Origin of the sequence: Alsobacter soli (assembly GCF_003004785.1) — a bacterium.
GTDB lineage: Bacteria > Pseudomonadota > Alphaproteobacteria > Rhizobiales > Beijerinckiaceae > Alsobacter > Alsobacter soli.
Map to the genome: position 1 here is coordinate 189,990 of NZ_PVZS01000008.1, position 15,799 is coordinate 205,788.

Annotated in this window: 12 protein-coding genes and 1 tRNA gene; 5 read left to right on the forward strand and 8 right to left on the reverse strand. The window is 65.7% G+C overall.

Features of this window, described 5'->3' with window-relative positions:
- Positions 1-4: 4 nt before the first annotated feature.
- A complete protein-coding gene (locus SLNSH_RS09520) occupies positions 5-538 on the reverse strand; it encodes a GAF domain-containing protein (RefSeq protein ID WP_106336442.1) in 534 nt (177 codons plus the stop codon).
- A gap of 439 nt (positions 539-977) precedes the next feature.
- Between SLNSH_RS09520 and SLNSH_RS09525 the strand changes: the two genes are divergently transcribed.
- A complete protein-coding gene (locus SLNSH_RS09525; protein WP_106336444.1) occupies positions 978-1,241 on the forward strand; it encodes a DUF3297 family protein in 264 nt (87 codons plus the stop codon).
- 159 nt (positions 1,242-1,400) lie between these two features.
- On the opposite strand, the gene SLNSH_RS09530 is transcribed toward SLNSH_RS09525, so the two are convergent.
- Positions 1,401-1,476 (reverse strand) — tRNA-Phe (locus SLNSH_RS09530).
- A 160-nt stretch (positions 1,477-1,636) separates the two neighbouring features.
- On the opposite strand from SLNSH_RS09530, the gene SLNSH_RS09535 reads away from it, so the two are divergent.
- Together SLNSH_RS09535 and SLNSH_RS09540 are read left to right on the forward strand one after the other, a co-directional pair.
- Positions 1,637-2,497: an aldose epimerase family protein gene (locus SLNSH_RS09535; RefSeq protein WP_106336498.1), complete on the forward strand. Its 861-nt coding sequence runs from the start codon at positions 1,637-1,639 to the stop codon at positions 2,495-2,497.
- Between the two features lie 80 nt (positions 2,498-2,577).
- Entirely contained in the window at positions 2,578-3,264 is a 687-nt protein-coding gene (locus SLNSH_RS09540) for a Crp/Fnr family transcriptional regulator (RefSeq protein ID WP_106336446.1), read from the forward strand.
- Positions 3,265-3,268: 4 nt separating this feature from the next.
- On the opposite strand, the gene SLNSH_RS09545 is transcribed toward SLNSH_RS09540, so the two are convergent.
- Entirely contained in the window at positions 3,269-5,074 is a 1,806-nt protein-coding gene (locus SLNSH_RS09545) for an AsmA family protein (RefSeq protein ID WP_158266729.1), read from the reverse strand.
- Between the two features lie 227 nt (positions 5,075-5,301).
- Between SLNSH_RS09545 and SLNSH_RS09550 the strand changes: the two genes are divergently transcribed.
- Positions 5,302-7,260, forward strand: a complete 1,959-nt coding sequence (locus tag SLNSH_RS09550) for an acetoacetate--CoA ligase (protein WP_106336448.1) — start codon at positions 5,302-5,304, stop codon at positions 7,258-7,260.
- A 9-nt stretch (positions 7,261-7,269) separates the two neighbouring features.
- On the opposite strand, the gene SLNSH_RS09555 is transcribed toward SLNSH_RS09550, so the two are convergent.
- Together SLNSH_RS09555 and SLNSH_RS09560 are read right to left on the reverse strand one after the other, a co-directional pair.
- On the reverse strand, positions 7,270-8,997 hold the full coding sequence (locus SLNSH_RS09555) for an ABC transporter permease (protein WP_106336450.1): 1,728 nt from the start codon (positions 8,995-8,997) through the stop codon (positions 7,270-7,272).
- Between the two features lie 7 nt (positions 8,998-9,004).
- Positions 9,005-10,021, reverse strand: a complete 1,017-nt coding sequence (locus tag SLNSH_RS09560) for a Fe(3+) ABC transporter substrate-binding protein (RefSeq protein ID WP_106336451.1) — start codon at positions 10,019-10,021, stop codon at positions 9,005-9,007.
- A gap of 238 nt (positions 10,022-10,259) precedes the next feature.
- Between SLNSH_RS09560 and SLNSH_RS09565 the strand changes: the two genes are divergently transcribed.
- Positions 10,260-10,667, forward strand: coding sequence for a hypothetical protein (locus tag SLNSH_RS09565; RefSeq protein WP_106336453.1), 408 nt, complete (start codon positions 10,260-10,262; stop codon positions 10,665-10,667).
- Between the two features lie 394 nt (positions 10,668-11,061).
- On the opposite strand, the gene SLNSH_RS25650 is transcribed toward SLNSH_RS09565, so the two are convergent.
- The 3 genes from SLNSH_RS25650 to SLNSH_RS09575 form a co-directional block, all read right to left on the reverse strand.
- Positions 11,062-11,505 carry an efflux RND transporter permease subunit gene (locus SLNSH_RS25650; RefSeq protein ID WP_342587857.1) on the reverse strand — a complete coding sequence of 148 codons (444 nt, stop codon included), beginning with the start codon at positions 11,503-11,505 and terminating at the stop codon, positions 11,062-11,064.
- Positions 11,490-14,252 (reverse strand): efflux RND transporter permease subunit, encoded by a 2,763-nt coding sequence (locus SLNSH_RS09570; RefSeq protein ID WP_342587858.1) that lies wholly within the window; start codon positions 14,250-14,252, stop codon positions 11,490-11,492. Before SLNSH_RS09570 ends, SLNSH_RS25650 begins: the two co-directional genes overlap by 16 nt.
- Before the next feature lie 3 nt (positions 14,253-14,255).
- Positions 14,256-15,440: an efflux RND transporter periplasmic adaptor subunit gene (locus SLNSH_RS09575; RefSeq protein WP_106336455.1), complete on the reverse strand. Its 1,185-nt coding sequence runs from the start codon at positions 15,438-15,440 to the stop codon at positions 14,256-14,258.
- Between the last annotated feature and the right edge of the window lie 359 nt (positions 15,441-15,799).

A 15,799-nucleotide genomic window follows, 5' to 3' on the forward strand; every position in this document is an offset into this window, starting at 1 on the left:
GCCGCTAGACGGAAGCGAAGGCGCGTTCCGAGAGGCAATCGCGGGCGAGGCGCCCGGCCTGGAGCAGCCTGAGCTCCGTGACCGCGATATCGGCGAGGTTCTTCAGCACGACCGCTTCCGCCCGACTGAGCGTCCGCGGCTTGGTGTCCATGATGCAGACGGACCCAACCCTGAGCCCCGTTGACAGCACGATCGGCGCGCCGGCGTAGAAGCGGACATGCGGCTGACCCGTCACGAACGGATTTTGGGCCGAACGGGAATCCCGCAGCGTATCCGGGATGACCAGGACTTCGTCGCCCATGATCGTGTGGGCGCAAAACGCGTCATCGCGCCGGATCGTCGGGTCCTGCAGACCGATCATGGCCTTCGCCCATGCTCTGTCCCGGTCGATGAAGGTGACGAGCACAAATGGAACGCGGAAATGTTCCTGTGCGATCTGGCAAATCCGGTCGAAAGCGGGAGACGGGGCCGTGTCCAGGATATCCAACCGTGACAACGCAGCCAGTCGAGCAGTCTCGGCGGCGGGAACCGGGTACATCTCGACCTCTCCAGGGAAGGGAATAGAGACATAAAGGGAGGTGAGTAGGGCGGCTATTCGTACCTCTACTCTCGTACATGTACGTACCGCTCAAGAGGCTCGATGGATCGTCCGGAGTCGGCCGGCGCCGAAAATCGGAAGTTATTGACACTGTTCTGCGATTGATCTGGCGAGATCGGAAGATTGTCCGAACATCAACAGAAGGTCTTCTTCTGCCGATCGACTGGCGGCGTGGTCGCCTCAAAATGAAGCCCCCGCAAGCGGGACCGCTTGCGGGGGCGTCGTGCATACTGGAGGGGGCATTCTCAGATGCGCCTCTACAACGCCGGGCCCTCGGCTAAGTTCCCCAGGCGTCCGAAAAGCATCTGAGGACGGGACGCGGATTGGCGCCGCACGCGGGTTTCGCTATGTCGCCGCATCGCCATTCGAGGAGACCACCATGGCCGACACGCCCCCGGACCGCTTGTCCGTTGATCCCAAGAGCCCCTATTTCAACGAAGAGGTCCTGAGCAGGGGCGTTGGGATCCGCTTCAAGGGAGTGGAGAAGACCAATGTCGAAGAGTACTGCGTCAGCGAGGGATGGGTGCGCCTGAGCGTGGGAAGCAGCAAGGATCGGTTCGGAAATCCGATGACGGTCAAGCTCAAGGGGCTTGTCGAGCCCTATTTCCAGAATCCAGCGCCGGAAGCGAGCGCGAAGGACTGATCGCAAGAGAGGGTGGCCGGAGACCGCCTCCGGCCACCCTTGGCGCTCACCGTGGTGCGGCCGCTTTCTGGCCCGCAGGCCGCAGTCGGCCAAGAGGCGTTCCCTGGATCAGGGGGGCGCGATCGTCAGATTAAGCTGAGGGCGGCCTCAAAAAGCCAGTGGTGCCCAGGGGCGGAATCGAACCACCGACACTGCGATTTTCAGTCGCATGCTCTACCAACTGAGCTACCTGGGCGTGTCCGACTGGCGCCGGAGCGCTGCGAACGAGGGGGCTTATAGGGGGTGCTTCGCCGGCTGTCTAGGGCCAATTCGCGCCAGTCGTGGACAAGGCGAGCCGGGCCTGAAAACCTCCCGTTCGCGCCGCCGAAATGGCGCGAGTCGCTTGCGAGGAGGGGATGGCGGAACTGGTGAGCCTCGGCAAAGGCCGAAACAGGGCCGTCGTGTCCCTCTTGGGCGCGGAGTTGCAGACGTGGAGCGTTGACGGCGCGGATCTCTTGTGGCGCGGGGATCCGTCCTTCTGGGACCAGCGCAGCCCGCTTCTTTTTCCCGTATGTGGCTGGACCCGCGGTGGCGTTGCACGTGTGGGCGGGCGCAGCTTCCCCCTCGGGCTGCACGGTTTCGCGAGCCGGTCCCTGTTCGAGCTGGCCGAATCTCGACCAGAACGGGCTCGATTCGTCCTGTGCGACTCGCCGGAGACGAGGGCCGTCTATCCATTCAAGTTCGAGCTGGCGGCCACTTATGTGCTTGGGGCAAGGTCGCTAGAAGTCGAGATTGAAGTCCACAACAGCGGCGCGGGGGAGATGCCCTATGCGGCGGGCCTGCATCCCGGGTTTCGCATCGTAAAAGGGCCGGAGAGCCGCCTGGCCTTCGATCAGGCGGAGAGCCCGGATGTCCCCGTCATCGGGCCCGGCGGGCTGTTTTCGTTGCGCCGACGTAGCGCGCCGCTGGAGGAGGGGCGTCTCCTAAGGCTCGAGGACGACCTGTTCTCGCGGGAGGCCCTGTGCTTCCTCGACGTGAGGAGTCGAGGGCTGAGGCTTGAGACCGCACGGTCGCCGGCCTTGCGGATAAGCTGGACAAACTTCTCCAACATCGTGGTGTGGAGTCGGGTCGGCGCTCCCTTCGCGTGCGTCGAAGCCTGGACGGGTCAGGGCGATCCCGAAGGGTTCGAGGGGGACCTCTTTGAAAAACCAGGCATGAGCATCCTCGCCCCTGGCGAGCGGCGCCGGCATGGCTACCAGATCTCCCTGGAGCAGTAAGCCGGCTTTCGGCTGGAATTCGACTTAGCCTCTCAACGAAAGCTGGACTAGCATGGCCCCGCATCTGGGAGGCATTCACAATGCAGACGCTGGCGCGCGTTCCGTTCTTCAAGGACGCAGGCATCGATCTCGACAGGTTCGACCGGCGCTGCGCCTGGCGCAAGTTCGACGAGAACGAAATCGTCGTCGACTTCGAGGATCCCTCGACTGACGTCTACTTCCTTCTGTCTGGCGAGGTGCGGGTGCTCATCAGGACGCAGGCGGGCAAGGAGATCATCCTGGCGGAGATGCGGGGCGGGCAGTTCTTCGGCGAGCTCGCAGCGATCGACGATGTGCGCCGATCAGCCAATGTCACCGCCCTGACGCGGGCGGAGATGTGCATCATGCCGGCAGGCGTATTCAAGGAGCTGGTGTTCGCGTCCCCGGTGGTCTGCGACAAGCTCCTGCGGCAGCTGACAGCCCGGATCCGCGAACTGAACGCCCGCATCACGGAACATTCGGTCTTCGACCTGAAGCATCGCCTGTACGCCGAATTGATCCGGATGTCGGCTCCGCGCATGGGCGTAGCCGGCGAGCGGGTCGTGAGCCCGCCGCCGTTCCACCATGTTCTGGCAGCCCGGATCGGGTGCCGCCGCGAACAGGTCACCCGGGAGTTGTCGGCGCTTTCGGGCCAGGGCGTGATCGCGAAGACGCGCGGCGCGCTCGTCATCCGGCAACCCCAGGTGCTGGAACACCGGATTGCGGAAGCCATGCAGGCGGACCGCTGAAGATTCAACGCTCCTGACTGGATGGCTCCGGCGGGGTGGCTTCGACGCGCTCGTATGCGCCGGAGAGAGTGGCAGCAGAGCTCAGGTCCGCACCGAGGCGCGTCGATTCGGGCGCGATCACGGGGTTCTCGAATGTCCCGGTAACGCCAAAGGGCAGGGGCTTCGCTTCACCGATCGATCCTTCCGGGCGCTCCAGGCGGCCCTTCAGCCGAAACACGCGCTCGGCGAGCCCGATCGAGCCCGACAAGTCCACGCGGGTCGCAGGGGACGTCATCACGCCTTCGGACACCTCCGCCACCCCCCTGACGATGCGCGCGGTGGCGGAAGCCGACTCAAAGGGCGTCTTTCCGCCCCGCACATCGGCCGCCGCGATGAGCGGACGGCGTTCCAGCCGGCGCAGCAGTTCAGGCAGGTTGACGCCCCGAATCTCGCCTTGACGCAGGGTCAGAGTGGCCTTGCCATCGAGCGTATGCATCAAGGCGGCAGGGTTTTCGCCAGAACCCTCCGCGGAGACGCTCCCCGCAACGGATCCTGTGACGCGTTCAGCCCCGGCGAAGAGAACCGATGCGCTGGCGGCATCCACATGGTCGAATGACGCCAGCAGTCTGGCGTCCACGCCCTTCTCGCCGGTTCCGATTCCCACGCGCCCCTTGATCCAGCCGCCGAATATCTCGGCCGCGCCGAGGGAGATGTCGACGCGTCCCGGGCGGGAGAGAAAGGAGAGCGCTGCGTTCGACAGAAGCGCCTTGCCGATCGCGATCTGCCCGGCGGACAGACGCAGGTCCACATCGCCCTGGGACAACGCCGAGAGCTCGAACGCCTGAGTGCTCCAGCCGGTCGCCGCGTGCGCCAGGGCGAACGACCGAACTGCTTGCGAGAGATCCAGGCGGTCCGTGGCGAGCGTCCCGCCGATGGCGACCCTGGCGCCCTGCAGGCGAGCGGAAGCCACCCCCTCGAAGACGCCAGCGTCCAGCGCGACGCGAGCGTCATCCAGCGCAAGGGCGGGGCCTGCGATGCGGGCCTGGCCGGAGAGCGCGAGACTGTCCCCCATGGGTATGGGAAGGCTCAGGCCAAGCCATCGGGAGAGAGAGGGCAGATCGGCGCTCGTCATGCTCAAGTCGCCTTCGGCCTGAGCCCCTCCGATCGTCTGGCCCTGGAAGCGCGCGGTCAGAAAGGCGCTCTTCAGCCGGAGCGACAGTTCGGAGCCTAGCCCCGCAGCGAGATCGTCAGGCCTGAAGCCGGACGCTTCTAATTGGACGTCCTCTCCCCGCCATCGCAGGCCGCCGGCCGCGTCAACGCTGTCGCGGCCCGATGAGCGGCGCATCACGGCGTTGATGCCGGTGAGCGCCTGGGCATCGTCATGCCCCTGCCGCAGCGCTCCGTCCACAATGACGAGCCGGTCCAGGCCGCCCAGGGCGCCCCGAGCGGAGAGAGCGTGCAGCGTCCCGCTGCCCAGGCCCGCCCAGGAAGCGGGGTCGGACACCGCGATTCGCGGCGCCACCACCGTGAGTTCAGCGAGCTCAAGCTTCCCTCGCACGAGCGGGGTCAGGCGCAGCGCCCCGCTGGATCGGGCGATGGTCGCACTGAGGCGACCCGCGTCGGTGGTTGCCGTGATTGAGCCTGCCTCCAGGCGAGGCTGCGGCAGGAGCACGACCCGGGGCGGCTCATTGAAGGCGAGCACAAGACCGTCTCGGTCCGCCGTCTGCCTGACCAGCGCTGAAACCCAGCTCCGGGGAGCCGGCCACGGCGTGAAGCCGGCCAGGAGAAGCGCCGTGAGGATCGTGAGGCCGATCGCAAGACGCCGTGTCACGCCATGCGCCCGGTGACGAAGGGGACCTGGGACATAAAAGCCTTGCACATCACGGGAGGGTCGCCCTGACTCATATACCATAGCGCTGCCGCGCCCAGACCTGCCATGATCCACCGTCCACCGCGATCTTGGCTGTTGCCGGCGATTGGGGCGGCGCTTCCCCGCCGCGGTGAGATTCGCTAATCCAGGGACCTGCGTTTCCGCTGAGCCGACAAAAAGGCCTAACGATGACCTTCGCCGACCGCCCGCTCTGGACACCCTCTCCCGAGCGCGTCGCCGCTACAGCGCTCGTCCAGTTCAGGGACGCGTTCAACGCGCGCGAGGGGCTGCACCTCGAGACATACCGAGACGTGCACGCCGCGTCGATCGAACGGCGAGAAGCCTTCTGGTCTCTGCTGTGGGACTTTGCAGGCGTCAAGGGCGAGAAGGGGTCCCGCATTCTGGGTCACGACCGGATGCCGGGCGCGGAATTCTTCCCGGAGGCGCGGCTGAACTTCGCGGAAAACCTGTTGACCGGCGACGGGGACGATGACGCCATCGTTTTTCGCGGAGAGGACAAATCGGCCAAGCGCCTGAGTTGGCGGCAGTTGCGCGCCGACGTGTCCCGCGCCCAGCAATGGATGGCGTCTCGCGGGATAGGCGTGGGCGACCGGGTCGCCGCCATGATGCCGAACCTGCCCGAAACGGTGATCCTGATGCTGGCGGCGACGTCGCTCGGCGCGACGTGGTCTTCCTGCTCCCCGGATTTCGGCGTCCGCGGCGTCCTGGACCGCTTCGGCCAGATCGAGCCGAAGCTGTTCATCGCCTGCGATGGCTACTGGTACGCCGGCAAGCGCCTTCCCATTCGCGACAAGCTCGCCGAAATCGTCGCGCAGTTGCCGACCGCCGAGACGGTGCTCGTCGTTGACTATCTCGGCGAGGCCGCCGCCACAGCCGCCGTACTGCCTCGGGGCGTCGCGCTCGCGGACGCGCTGGCCGAGCATGAGCCGGCCGATCTCCGGTTCGAGCGGCTTCCGTTCAATCACCCGCTTTACATTCTTTACTCGTCCGGCACGACGGGCGTGCCGAAGTGCATCATCCATGGGGCGGGCGGGACGCTGCTTCAGCACCTCAAGGAGCTTCAGCTCAACTGTGACGTGCGCGCCGGCGACCGCGTGTTCTATTTCACGACTTGCGGTTGGATGATGTGGAACTGGCTCGTCTCGGCCCTGGCCAGCAAGGCCGCGTTGATGCTCTTCGACGGCTCGCCTTTTCACCCGACCGCACCAGTGCTGTTCGACTTCGCCCAGGACGAGCGCTTCACCCTGTTCGGCACGTCCGCCAAGTACATCGACGCCTGCAAGAAGGCGGGCCTGCGCCCGCGCGAAACCCACGACCTCTCGAGCGTGCGCTTGATGACCTCGACGGGATCGCCGCTGGCCCCGGAAAGCTTCGATTACGTGTACGACGCGATCAAGCCGGACGTGCATTTGGCGTCCGTATCCGGAGGCACGGACATCGTCTCCTGCTTTGTCCTGGGCGATCCGACCGGGCCCGTCTACAAGGGCGAGATCCAGGCCCCAGGCCTCGGTATGGCCGTCGACGTATGGGACGAGGGCGGCAGGCCTCTGCCGGCCGGCAAGGGCGAACTCGTCTGCACGAAGGCGTTCCCGTGCATGCCGATCATGTTCTGGAACGATCCCGACGGCACGAAATACCGGGCGGCCTACTTCGAGCGCTTCCCCGGCGTCTGGACCCACGGCGATTTCGCTGAATGGACTCCTCACGGCGGCCTGGTCATCCACGGTCGCTCGGACGCAACGCTCAACCCGGGCGGCGTGCGCATCGGTACAGCCGAGATCTACGCCCAAGTCGAGCAGATCCCCGAGGTGGTCGAGGCGCTCGCCATCGGTCAGGATTGGGACAACGATGTTCGTGTCGTCCTGTTCGTCCGACTGCGGGATGGCGCAGCGCTCACCGACGAACTGCAGCAGGCGATCCGCGCGAAGATCCGCTCGGGCGCGAGTCCGCGCCATGTCCCGGCCCGCATCGTGGCGGTTGCGGACATTCCGCGCACCAAGTCCGGCAAGATCACCGAACTCGCGGTGCGGGATGTGGTGCACGGCCGCGAGGTGAAGAACAAGGAGGCGCTCGCCAACCCCGAGGCGCTTGAGCTCTTTCGCGATCTGCCTGCGCTCAAGCTTTAACGGGCTCGTTCACTCCTGTTCGGCTTCCAGAGCGACGGCCTCGGGCGGTCGCGCCTGAGACCCGGATAGCCGGATCATGGCCAGCACCGGCGCCAACCCGACGGCCACGATGGCCAGGGCCGAAAGGGCTCCATCCTCGAACGCTCCGCGCGCCGCGTCGGCGTAGAGCGCCGTAGCGAGCGTGTCCATGTTGAGCGGCCGCAGCAAGAGGCTCGCGGGCAGTTCCTTCATGACATCCACGAAGACGAGCAGCGCCGCCGAGAACAGGGCCGGGCGGGCCAGCGGCGCGTGGATCTCGCGGAGCAATTGGGCCGGCCGCCTGCCGAGCGTTCGGGCGGCGTCATCGATATGGGTGGAAATCCGGGCGAATCCGCTTTCCAGACCGCCAACGGCGATGCCCATGAACCGCGCCGCATAGGCGATGACCAGGGCCGCGCCAGAACCGGTGAGAAGCAGGCCGGGAGACGACCCAAAGGCCCAACGCGCTGCATTCGCGATGGCGTTGTCGATCGCCGCGAGCGGCCATAGATATCCGACGGCCAGAACTGTGCCAGGGATTGCATATCCAATCGAAGCGGCTCGCACGAGAAGCGACATGCGTCTCGTTCGCCAGAGCCGCCCGGCGCTTGCCGTGAGCGCGCCCAGGAGCACGACGATCAGGGTCGCCAGAGCCGCCAAGGCGATCGTCGCTTCCAGGCGCGACAGAAACTCCGCATCGAAGCCTCGCCGGGACCAGCGCGCGATCGCTTCACGCGCCAGGAATCCTGCGGGAACCGCAAAGCCGAGCGCTGCCGGAACGGCGCAAACGCTCAATGCGGCAGCGGCTCTCCAGCCGCGCAACCGAAGCGGCGCCGATGGGCGGGGGCGTTTTACGGAAGCGCCGAAGCGCCGATGGCCGCGTGCACGGACCTCCACCGTCATCACCACGGCCACTACGGCCAGCATGACGAGGGCGATCTGCGCAGCGCCAGGCAGGCTCCCGCGGTTCACCCACGTCGTATAGATCGAGACCGTCAACGTTCGCACGCCGAGATATTCGGTCGCGCCGACGTCGTTCAGGGTCTCGAGCAGCGCCAGCGAGAGCCCAAGCGCAAGGGCCGGGCGCGCCATTGGCAGCGCGACGCGGCGGAACAGCTCGAGTGGCCGGGCCCCAAGGGTGCGTCCCACTTCCAGGAGGTTCGCGCTTTGCATCGCAAACAAGGCCCGAACCGTCATGTAGACGTACGGATAGAGGACGAAGCTCAGCACCACGATGGCGCCGGGCATGGACCGGATCTCCGGGAACCAGTAGTCCGCCCGCGACCTGAACCCGAAGAGCGCCCGAACAGCAGTCTGCACGGGGCCCAGCGGATCGAGCAACTCGACGTAGACGTAGGCCGCGATATAGGTCGGCACCGCCAAGGGCAGGGAAAGGGCCGCAGAGACTACGGCCCTTCCAGGGAAGGAATAAGCCGTAACCAGCCAGGCTGCGCCAACCCCGATGGCGCCGGCCAGCAGGCCGACCCCGAGAAGCAGGACTCCGGTCTGCCGGAGCGCATCCGGCAGGACGTTCACGGCCACATGCGTCAGGGTCGACGCGTCCCCTGAGGCGGCGATCCAGGCGAGCGCGGCAAGCGGCGCGAGCGCGAGAAGCGCGGCGATGCCGGCCGCGGACGCAAGCGGCCGGATGCCCGCGCCACCACGTGCGGCGCGGGGGGAGGGGACGCGCGCTTGCGCTCCGGCTGGTTGGGCGGTCACGCGGGCTTCAGTTGTCGAATCCGACCTTGTCCACCAGCTCGCTCGCCGCCTTTCGGTTCTTGGCGATCTCGGAGAGCGATAGGGAGTCGGGCTTGATGGGGCCGAACAGCTTCTCCGTGTCCGCGTCCTGCACGGAGGCGCGGATCGGATACTCGTAGTTGCCGTCCGCCATGAGCTTTTGCGCCTGGTCGGAGCTCATGAACTCGAGAAGCTTGATCGCCTCATCCTTGTGGGGTGCGAACTTGGCGACGGCGGCGCCAGAGATGTTCACATGCGTGCCGCCGCCCGCGAAGCTGGAATCCAGGACCTTCACGGCCTCCCCCCAGGCCTTCTGCGAGGGGTTCGGATCATTGCGGAGCAGGCCCACGTAATAGGTGTTGCCGACGCCGATGTCGCACACGCCGGCCAGGATATCCTTGGCGACGTCTCGGTCTCCCCCGGACGGCTTCTTGGCCAGGTTCGACTTCAGCTTGGTCAGCCAATCCGCGGCCTTCTCGGGACCGAGCCGCGTGATGGCGGCCGCGATCAGCGACACGTTGTAGGGATGCTGGGCAGAGCGGATGCAGATCCGGCCCTTCCACTTCGGATCCGCCAAGTCCTCGTAGGTCATCGCGTCCTGCGTGACACGCTCCTTGGAAGCGTAGATCACTCGCGAGCGCAGGGTGGTGGCGAACCAGTTGCCCTGAGGGTCGCGCAACTGACTTGGGACGTTCTTGTCGAGCACAGTCGATGAAACGGGCTGCGTGATTCCCATGTCGACCGCGGCCGCCAGCTTGGCGGCGTCTACCAGGATGATGACGTCGGCCGGCGAGTTCTGCCCCTCCGCCTTGACGCGCTCCTCGAGCCCGTTCTGGAGGAACACGGCGTTGACCTTCACGCCCGTCGTTTTCGTGAAGGCCTCGAAAACGGGCTTCACGAGATCCGGCTCGCGGGAAGTGTAGACATTCACGTCGGCGGCTTGAGCGGCCGCAGCGCCAAAGGCGAGCGTAAGCAGCGGGGCAAGGCCCCAAGGTGTGCGGGTCATCGATCTCTCCTGGACAGGGTTCAAGGCCCTGCGAAGCGGCGATTGCCAGCCGCATGTGCCAAGCGACCAAGCCCGGGTCAACAAAAAACCTCGAAGAATCAGAACTTTATAGGAATTCCAAACTGTGGGCTCCCCCGGCGCGCGGCCGGCACGCTGAGCCCAGGTTGCGCAAAATCAACGACATAGCCGCGGGCCAGCTTGATGTTTGCGCAGCATCGCAAACTGAGGGTTCCCGGCAATGTCCACCGTAGCAAGCACCAGAACCGTAGCCCTCAAGCGCATCGTCCTGCACCTCGCGCGCTCCAAGGAGCACCCGGACGGTTCCAGCAGGCACGGCTACGACTTGATCGCACCCCTGGACGAGCAGGGGCGCCTGGACGCGAATGGCTGGCGGGAAGCCCGGCAGCGTTGCCGCGTGCGGCGTTTTTGGGAGAGCGAGCCGGACGAGATGGGGCATCTCGTTCATCGACCCGGCGGGCAGGGCGGGGCCACGTGGGCCTTCGACTACGATCCGTCCGGTTCAGAGGACGACGAAGCCGGCTATCGGTTTGGCGATCACACCTTCAATCCGGGAGACTATGTCTCGATCAAGGATGAGGATGGCATGCTGCACACCTTCAAGGTGGTCACCGTCGCGCCCGCGTGAGCATTCGCTTTCAGTGCACGCCGTTCGCTAGCGGCGCAGCGCAGGCGGGCTGTCCCAGAGGCTTGGCCTGTCTTGCGCCGCGTCTGACAGCGCATTTTGGCCGAAGATGATGGCGCTCACCCCGAGCGTGAGGCCGAGAAGGAAGGCGGCGAAGCCCTTCCAGACCGAACCCGAGCGTGTACGGGGCGTGACCGTACGTTGTTCTGCCTCGGGAACACCGCTCCCGGCCAGTTCGCTGGGTTTGATTCTCCGCATCGCGGTACGCCACGCCACTCAAAGGTGCACTGCTGCCAGTGATCGCCCAAGCCAGGCCTGGCTTCAACGGCATGTTCAAAGGATCGTTAACGCGCCGGCGCACTGGGAGGAGCGCGTTAACCAAGCTGTTGCGGGTTGATCAGTCAGGCCGCTGAAAAGTGGCTCCCGAAGGAGCGGCCCCAGCATGCACCCGGTCGGCTTCACCCGCCTCTTCATTCTGTCTCTTGCCGCGGCCAGACAGGAGAGTCTCGATCTTGTCCAGGTAGAAGTAGACCACGGGCGTGATGTAGAGCGTGAGCACCTGGGAAACACAGAGGCCGCCGACAACCGCAATGCCGAGCGGCTGCCGTAACTCCGACCCGGCGCCTGAGCCGAGGGCGATCGGAAGCGTGCCGAGCAGCGCTGCGAAGGTCGTCATGATGATGGGACGGAAGCGCAGCAGCGCCGCTTCCCGGATGGCGGAGAGCGCGTCGGCGCCTTCGCGCCTCCGCTCGATGGCGAAGTCCACCATCATGATGGCGTTCTTCTTCACGATGCCGATCAGCATCAGGATGCCGATGATGGCGATCACCGACAGGTCCATGCCGAAATAACTCNGATGCCGATGATGGCGATCACCGACAGGTCCATGCCGAAATAACTCAGCGCCAGCAACGCTCCCAAGCCGGCGGAAGGCAGGCCGGACAGGATGGTGATAGGGTGAATGAAGCTCTCGTAGAGGACGCCCAGCACGATGTAGATCACGAGCACGGCCGCCATGATCAACAGGCCCTGACCTTTCAGCGCATCCTGGAACAACTGCGCCGAACCGGTGAAGCCGCTGGAGATCGACGCCGGCAACGCAGCTTCACGCTCCGCCCGTTTGATCGCCTCGACCGCTTCGCCCAGCGACACCCCGGGCGCTGTATTGAACGAGATCGTCACCGCCGGCTGCTGCGATTGCCGGCTGACCGACAATGGTCCGACAGATCGCTTGACGGTCGCAACCGCGTCCAGCGGGACGTTCTGATTGTTGCTGTTGCGGACGAACATGCGCGAAAGCGCCGAAGGGTCCATCTGGAAGGTGCGGTCGGCCTCCATGATCACCTGGTAGTCATTGGCCGGCGTGAAGATGGTCGAGATCTGGCGGGAGCCGAACGCGCTGTAAAGGGTCTGCCGGAGCTGGTCGGAAGTCACCCCGAACTGCGAAGCCTTCTCACGGTCCAGTTCGACAATGGCCTGCGGGTTCGACAACTGCAGATCCGTGTTCACGTCTCGCAGCAGCTCGAGCTTGGAGAGGCGGTCCCGCATGTCCGGCGCGGCCCGGTACAGCGCCGTAAGATCGGCGCTCTGCAACGTGTACTGGTATTGCGCCCGGGATTGCCGTCCGGAGTTCAAATTGATGTTCTGGACCGGTTGCATCACCAGGGTGATGCCGGGCACGGCCGCCACCTTCCGCCGAAGCCGCCCGATCACCTCGTTCACCGGCTCCCGTTGCTCCCGCGGCTTCAGGGAGATGAACATGAAGCCCTGGTTCACCACCTGGAACCCGACGTTCGATGTCAGGTAGTCCACGGCGGGATCGCTTCGGACGATATCGTTCAAGATCTGCTGGCGCGCCGCCATGGCCTCGAAGGACGTGTCAGGAGGTCCTTCCGTCGCGCCCCGGATGAGGCCCGTGTCCTCGATCGGGAAGAAGCCCTTGGGCACGTCGATGTACAGTTTGACGCTCAGCGCCACCGAAACCAGCGTGAGCAGGAGGACCAGCAACCGGACCCTGAGGACCACGTCGAGCGTCCAGCGATAGGACGCCAGAATGCCGTCCAGCACCCAGTCGATCGCCCGAGAGAACAGGCCCGGCTTCGCATGGGTATGCGCCTTCAGGATACGGGCGCACAGCATCGGCGTCAGCGTGAGCGAGACGAAGCCCGAGACCAGGATGGCCACCGAGATCGTGGCAGCGAACTCGCGGAACACGCGACCCACCACGCCGCCCATGAAGAACACGGGTATGAAGACGGCGACCAGCGACAGCGTGATCGAGACGATGGTGAAACCGATCTCCCGGGCCCCCACCAGCGCCGCCTGAAACGGCTTCATCCCTTCTTCGACGTGCCGGACGATGTTCTCCAGCATGACAATGGCGTCGTCCACGACGAAGCCGACCGAGAGCGTCAGCGCGAGAAGCGAGATGTTGTCGATGGAATAGCCCAGCACGTACATGGCGGCGAAGGTGCCGACCAGCGAGACGGGTAGGGCGAGCGTCGGGATGATCGTCGCGGAGAGCGACTTGAGGAACAGGAAGATCACCATGACGACCAGCGCCACCGAGAGCATCAGGGTGAACTGGACGTCGTGGACCGCCTCCCGGATCGGGATGGAGCGGTCATTCAGAACATGGAGCCCGATCGAGGCCGGAAGCTGCTCGCGGTAGCTCGGCATCTTGGCCCGGATGCGATCCACCACCTCGACCGTATTGGCGTCCGACTGGCGGAAGACAGCGACGATGAGGGAGCGCTGGCCGTTGTACCAGCTCGCGGACTCGTCGTTCTCGACGGAATCCTTCGTGGTCGCGATGTCCTCGAGCCTCACTGGCGCGCCGTTGCGGCTCGCGACAATGAGGTCGTTGTAGTCCGCGGCCCGTCGCAACTGTCCCGTGGCCTCGATGGTCACCCGTTGGCGATCGCCCCGGAGCGTGCCGGTCGGCTGGTTGGAGTTGGCAGCCGCCACCACGGTGCGCAGATCCGTGAAGGACATGCCGCGGGCCGAGAGCGCTTCGGGGTCCACCATGATGCGGACGGCGTATTTCTGCGCGCCGAAGATCAGGGCCTGGGCGACCCCGGGTATCTGCGAGATCTGCTGTTGCAGCACCGTCTCGGCGTAGTCGTTCACCACCGACAATGGCTGGGTGGCTGACGTCACGACCATGAACAGGATGGGCTGGTCCGCCGGGTTCACTTTCCGGAAGCTCGGCGGATTCGGCAGGTCGGCCGGCAGGCGCCGTTGCGCCGCGCCGATGGACGACTGGACGTCGAGGGCGGCGCCGTCGATGTTCCGGTCGAGATCGAACTGCATCACGATATTGGTCGCTCCCTGCTGGGAGATCGACGTCATGGAGGTGATGCCGGAGATGTTCGAGAACTGGCGCTCCAGGGGCGCGGCCACCGAGGCCGCCATGGTCTCCGGGCTTGCGCCGGGCAATTGGGCCGTGACGCTGATCGTCGGGAAGTCGACGCGGGGGAGGGCGGCTACGGGCAGTTGCCGGTAGGCGAACAGTCCGAAGATAATGAAGGACAGGGTGATGAGCGTGGTCATCACCGGTCGGCGGATGCAGAGCTCCGGAAGCGACATGGGTCAGGCTCCCTTGCCGGCATCCGAGGGCATCGCTCCGGCGCTGCCACCCGAAGCGGGCGCCTTTCCGTCTCGCGGCTCCACCTTCACCCCATCCGTGAGCAGCAACTGCCCATCGGTGACCACGATCTCGCTCCCGTCCAGGCCGCTCTCGATCACCGCCCACCCATCCACAAGGCGGGACACCTTGACCGGCCGCACCCTTGCCACGCCATCCGCGACCGTGAAAACGAATGACCCCGTCTGGCTGGTCTGAACCGCTTCGCGCGGAACCGCGACGGCGTTGTCCTCGACCCGCAAGGTCACCCGGACGTTGCAGAGCTGACCCGGCCAGAGCAACTCGTCGGCGTTCTCGAAGATCGCGCGGATGGTGATCGTGCCTGTCGCGCCGTCGACCGTGTTGTCGAAGACGGCGATCTTGCCGTCCACGCCGCTCTTGAGCCCTTGCGGGGTGGCCGTCACCGTTCCGCCGCCCGCCGTCATCGCTTGCCTCAGGTCGGGCAGCAGCCGCTGCGGCATGGCGAAGGAGATGTAGATGGGGCTGAGTTGATTGATGGTGGCCAGGGCCACCGACCCATCGCCTGTCTTGGCGATGTTGCCAGGACGCAGCCCGGCGACGCCGACCCGGCCGTCGATGGGCGCCCGCAGCGTGTAGTAGCTCAGCTGCACCTTCAGGTTCTCAATGGCCGCTTCGTCGGCCTGGATCTGGGCCCCGATCGTCAGCACAGCCGTGCGACTATCATCGAGCTTCTGCCGCGACGCATATTCGTTGGCCGCCAATTGCTCTGCCCGGCGCACGTCGCGCTGGGCCTGCTCAAGCTGGGCCTTCGAGCGGGCCAGGTTCGCTTCGGCCTGCTTGAGCTGCGCCTCGATCTGGCGTGCGTCCAACTGGAACAGCAGGTCGCCTTTCCGCACCTTGGCGCCATCCTGAAAGGGAGCCGCCATGATCTGGCTTTCCACTCGGCTGCGCAGGGTCACCGTCGCCATCGGCTGCACGGAGCCGATGGTGTCGAAGCGCACCGGTATCGGCCGGCGCTCGGCCTTGCCCAGCAGGACTGGCGCGGCGCGCGGGGCCGCGCCGGATTGACCCTTGGGGGAGGGCGCAGGCGATTGCGCGACAGCCACGGATCCAAAGGCCAGGAGCGACGCCGTCATGGCCAGGGCGCTGATGGCTGCACGCGATCTCATCGAAACTCTCTATTCTCGAAGCGGACCCGGCGGCGCCCATCGACGCAGGGCAGCCATGCTCTTCTGGCCGGAACCGCGACTATATACGCCCGCCGAGGGTTGGAAAGAGCCTCGATGGCAGGCGAAACGGCTGATTTGCGCTGCCATTCCAGGGACATGGCCCTGGGGCGATCCACGCCGGAAGGGGGCAGAGGGGATCACGGGTTAAAAAGTCCCGTGCGGCCCGCCAGCGCCGCAGCGCTGCGCGCGAAAATCGGAATTCCTGTGATCCCACCGGGGCTAAGCCTGTGGACAAGCCAGCGCCGATGCTGCGCTGCAAACTTTTCCTCCAAACGGCGCTTGACGGGGGGCGGGGGTGT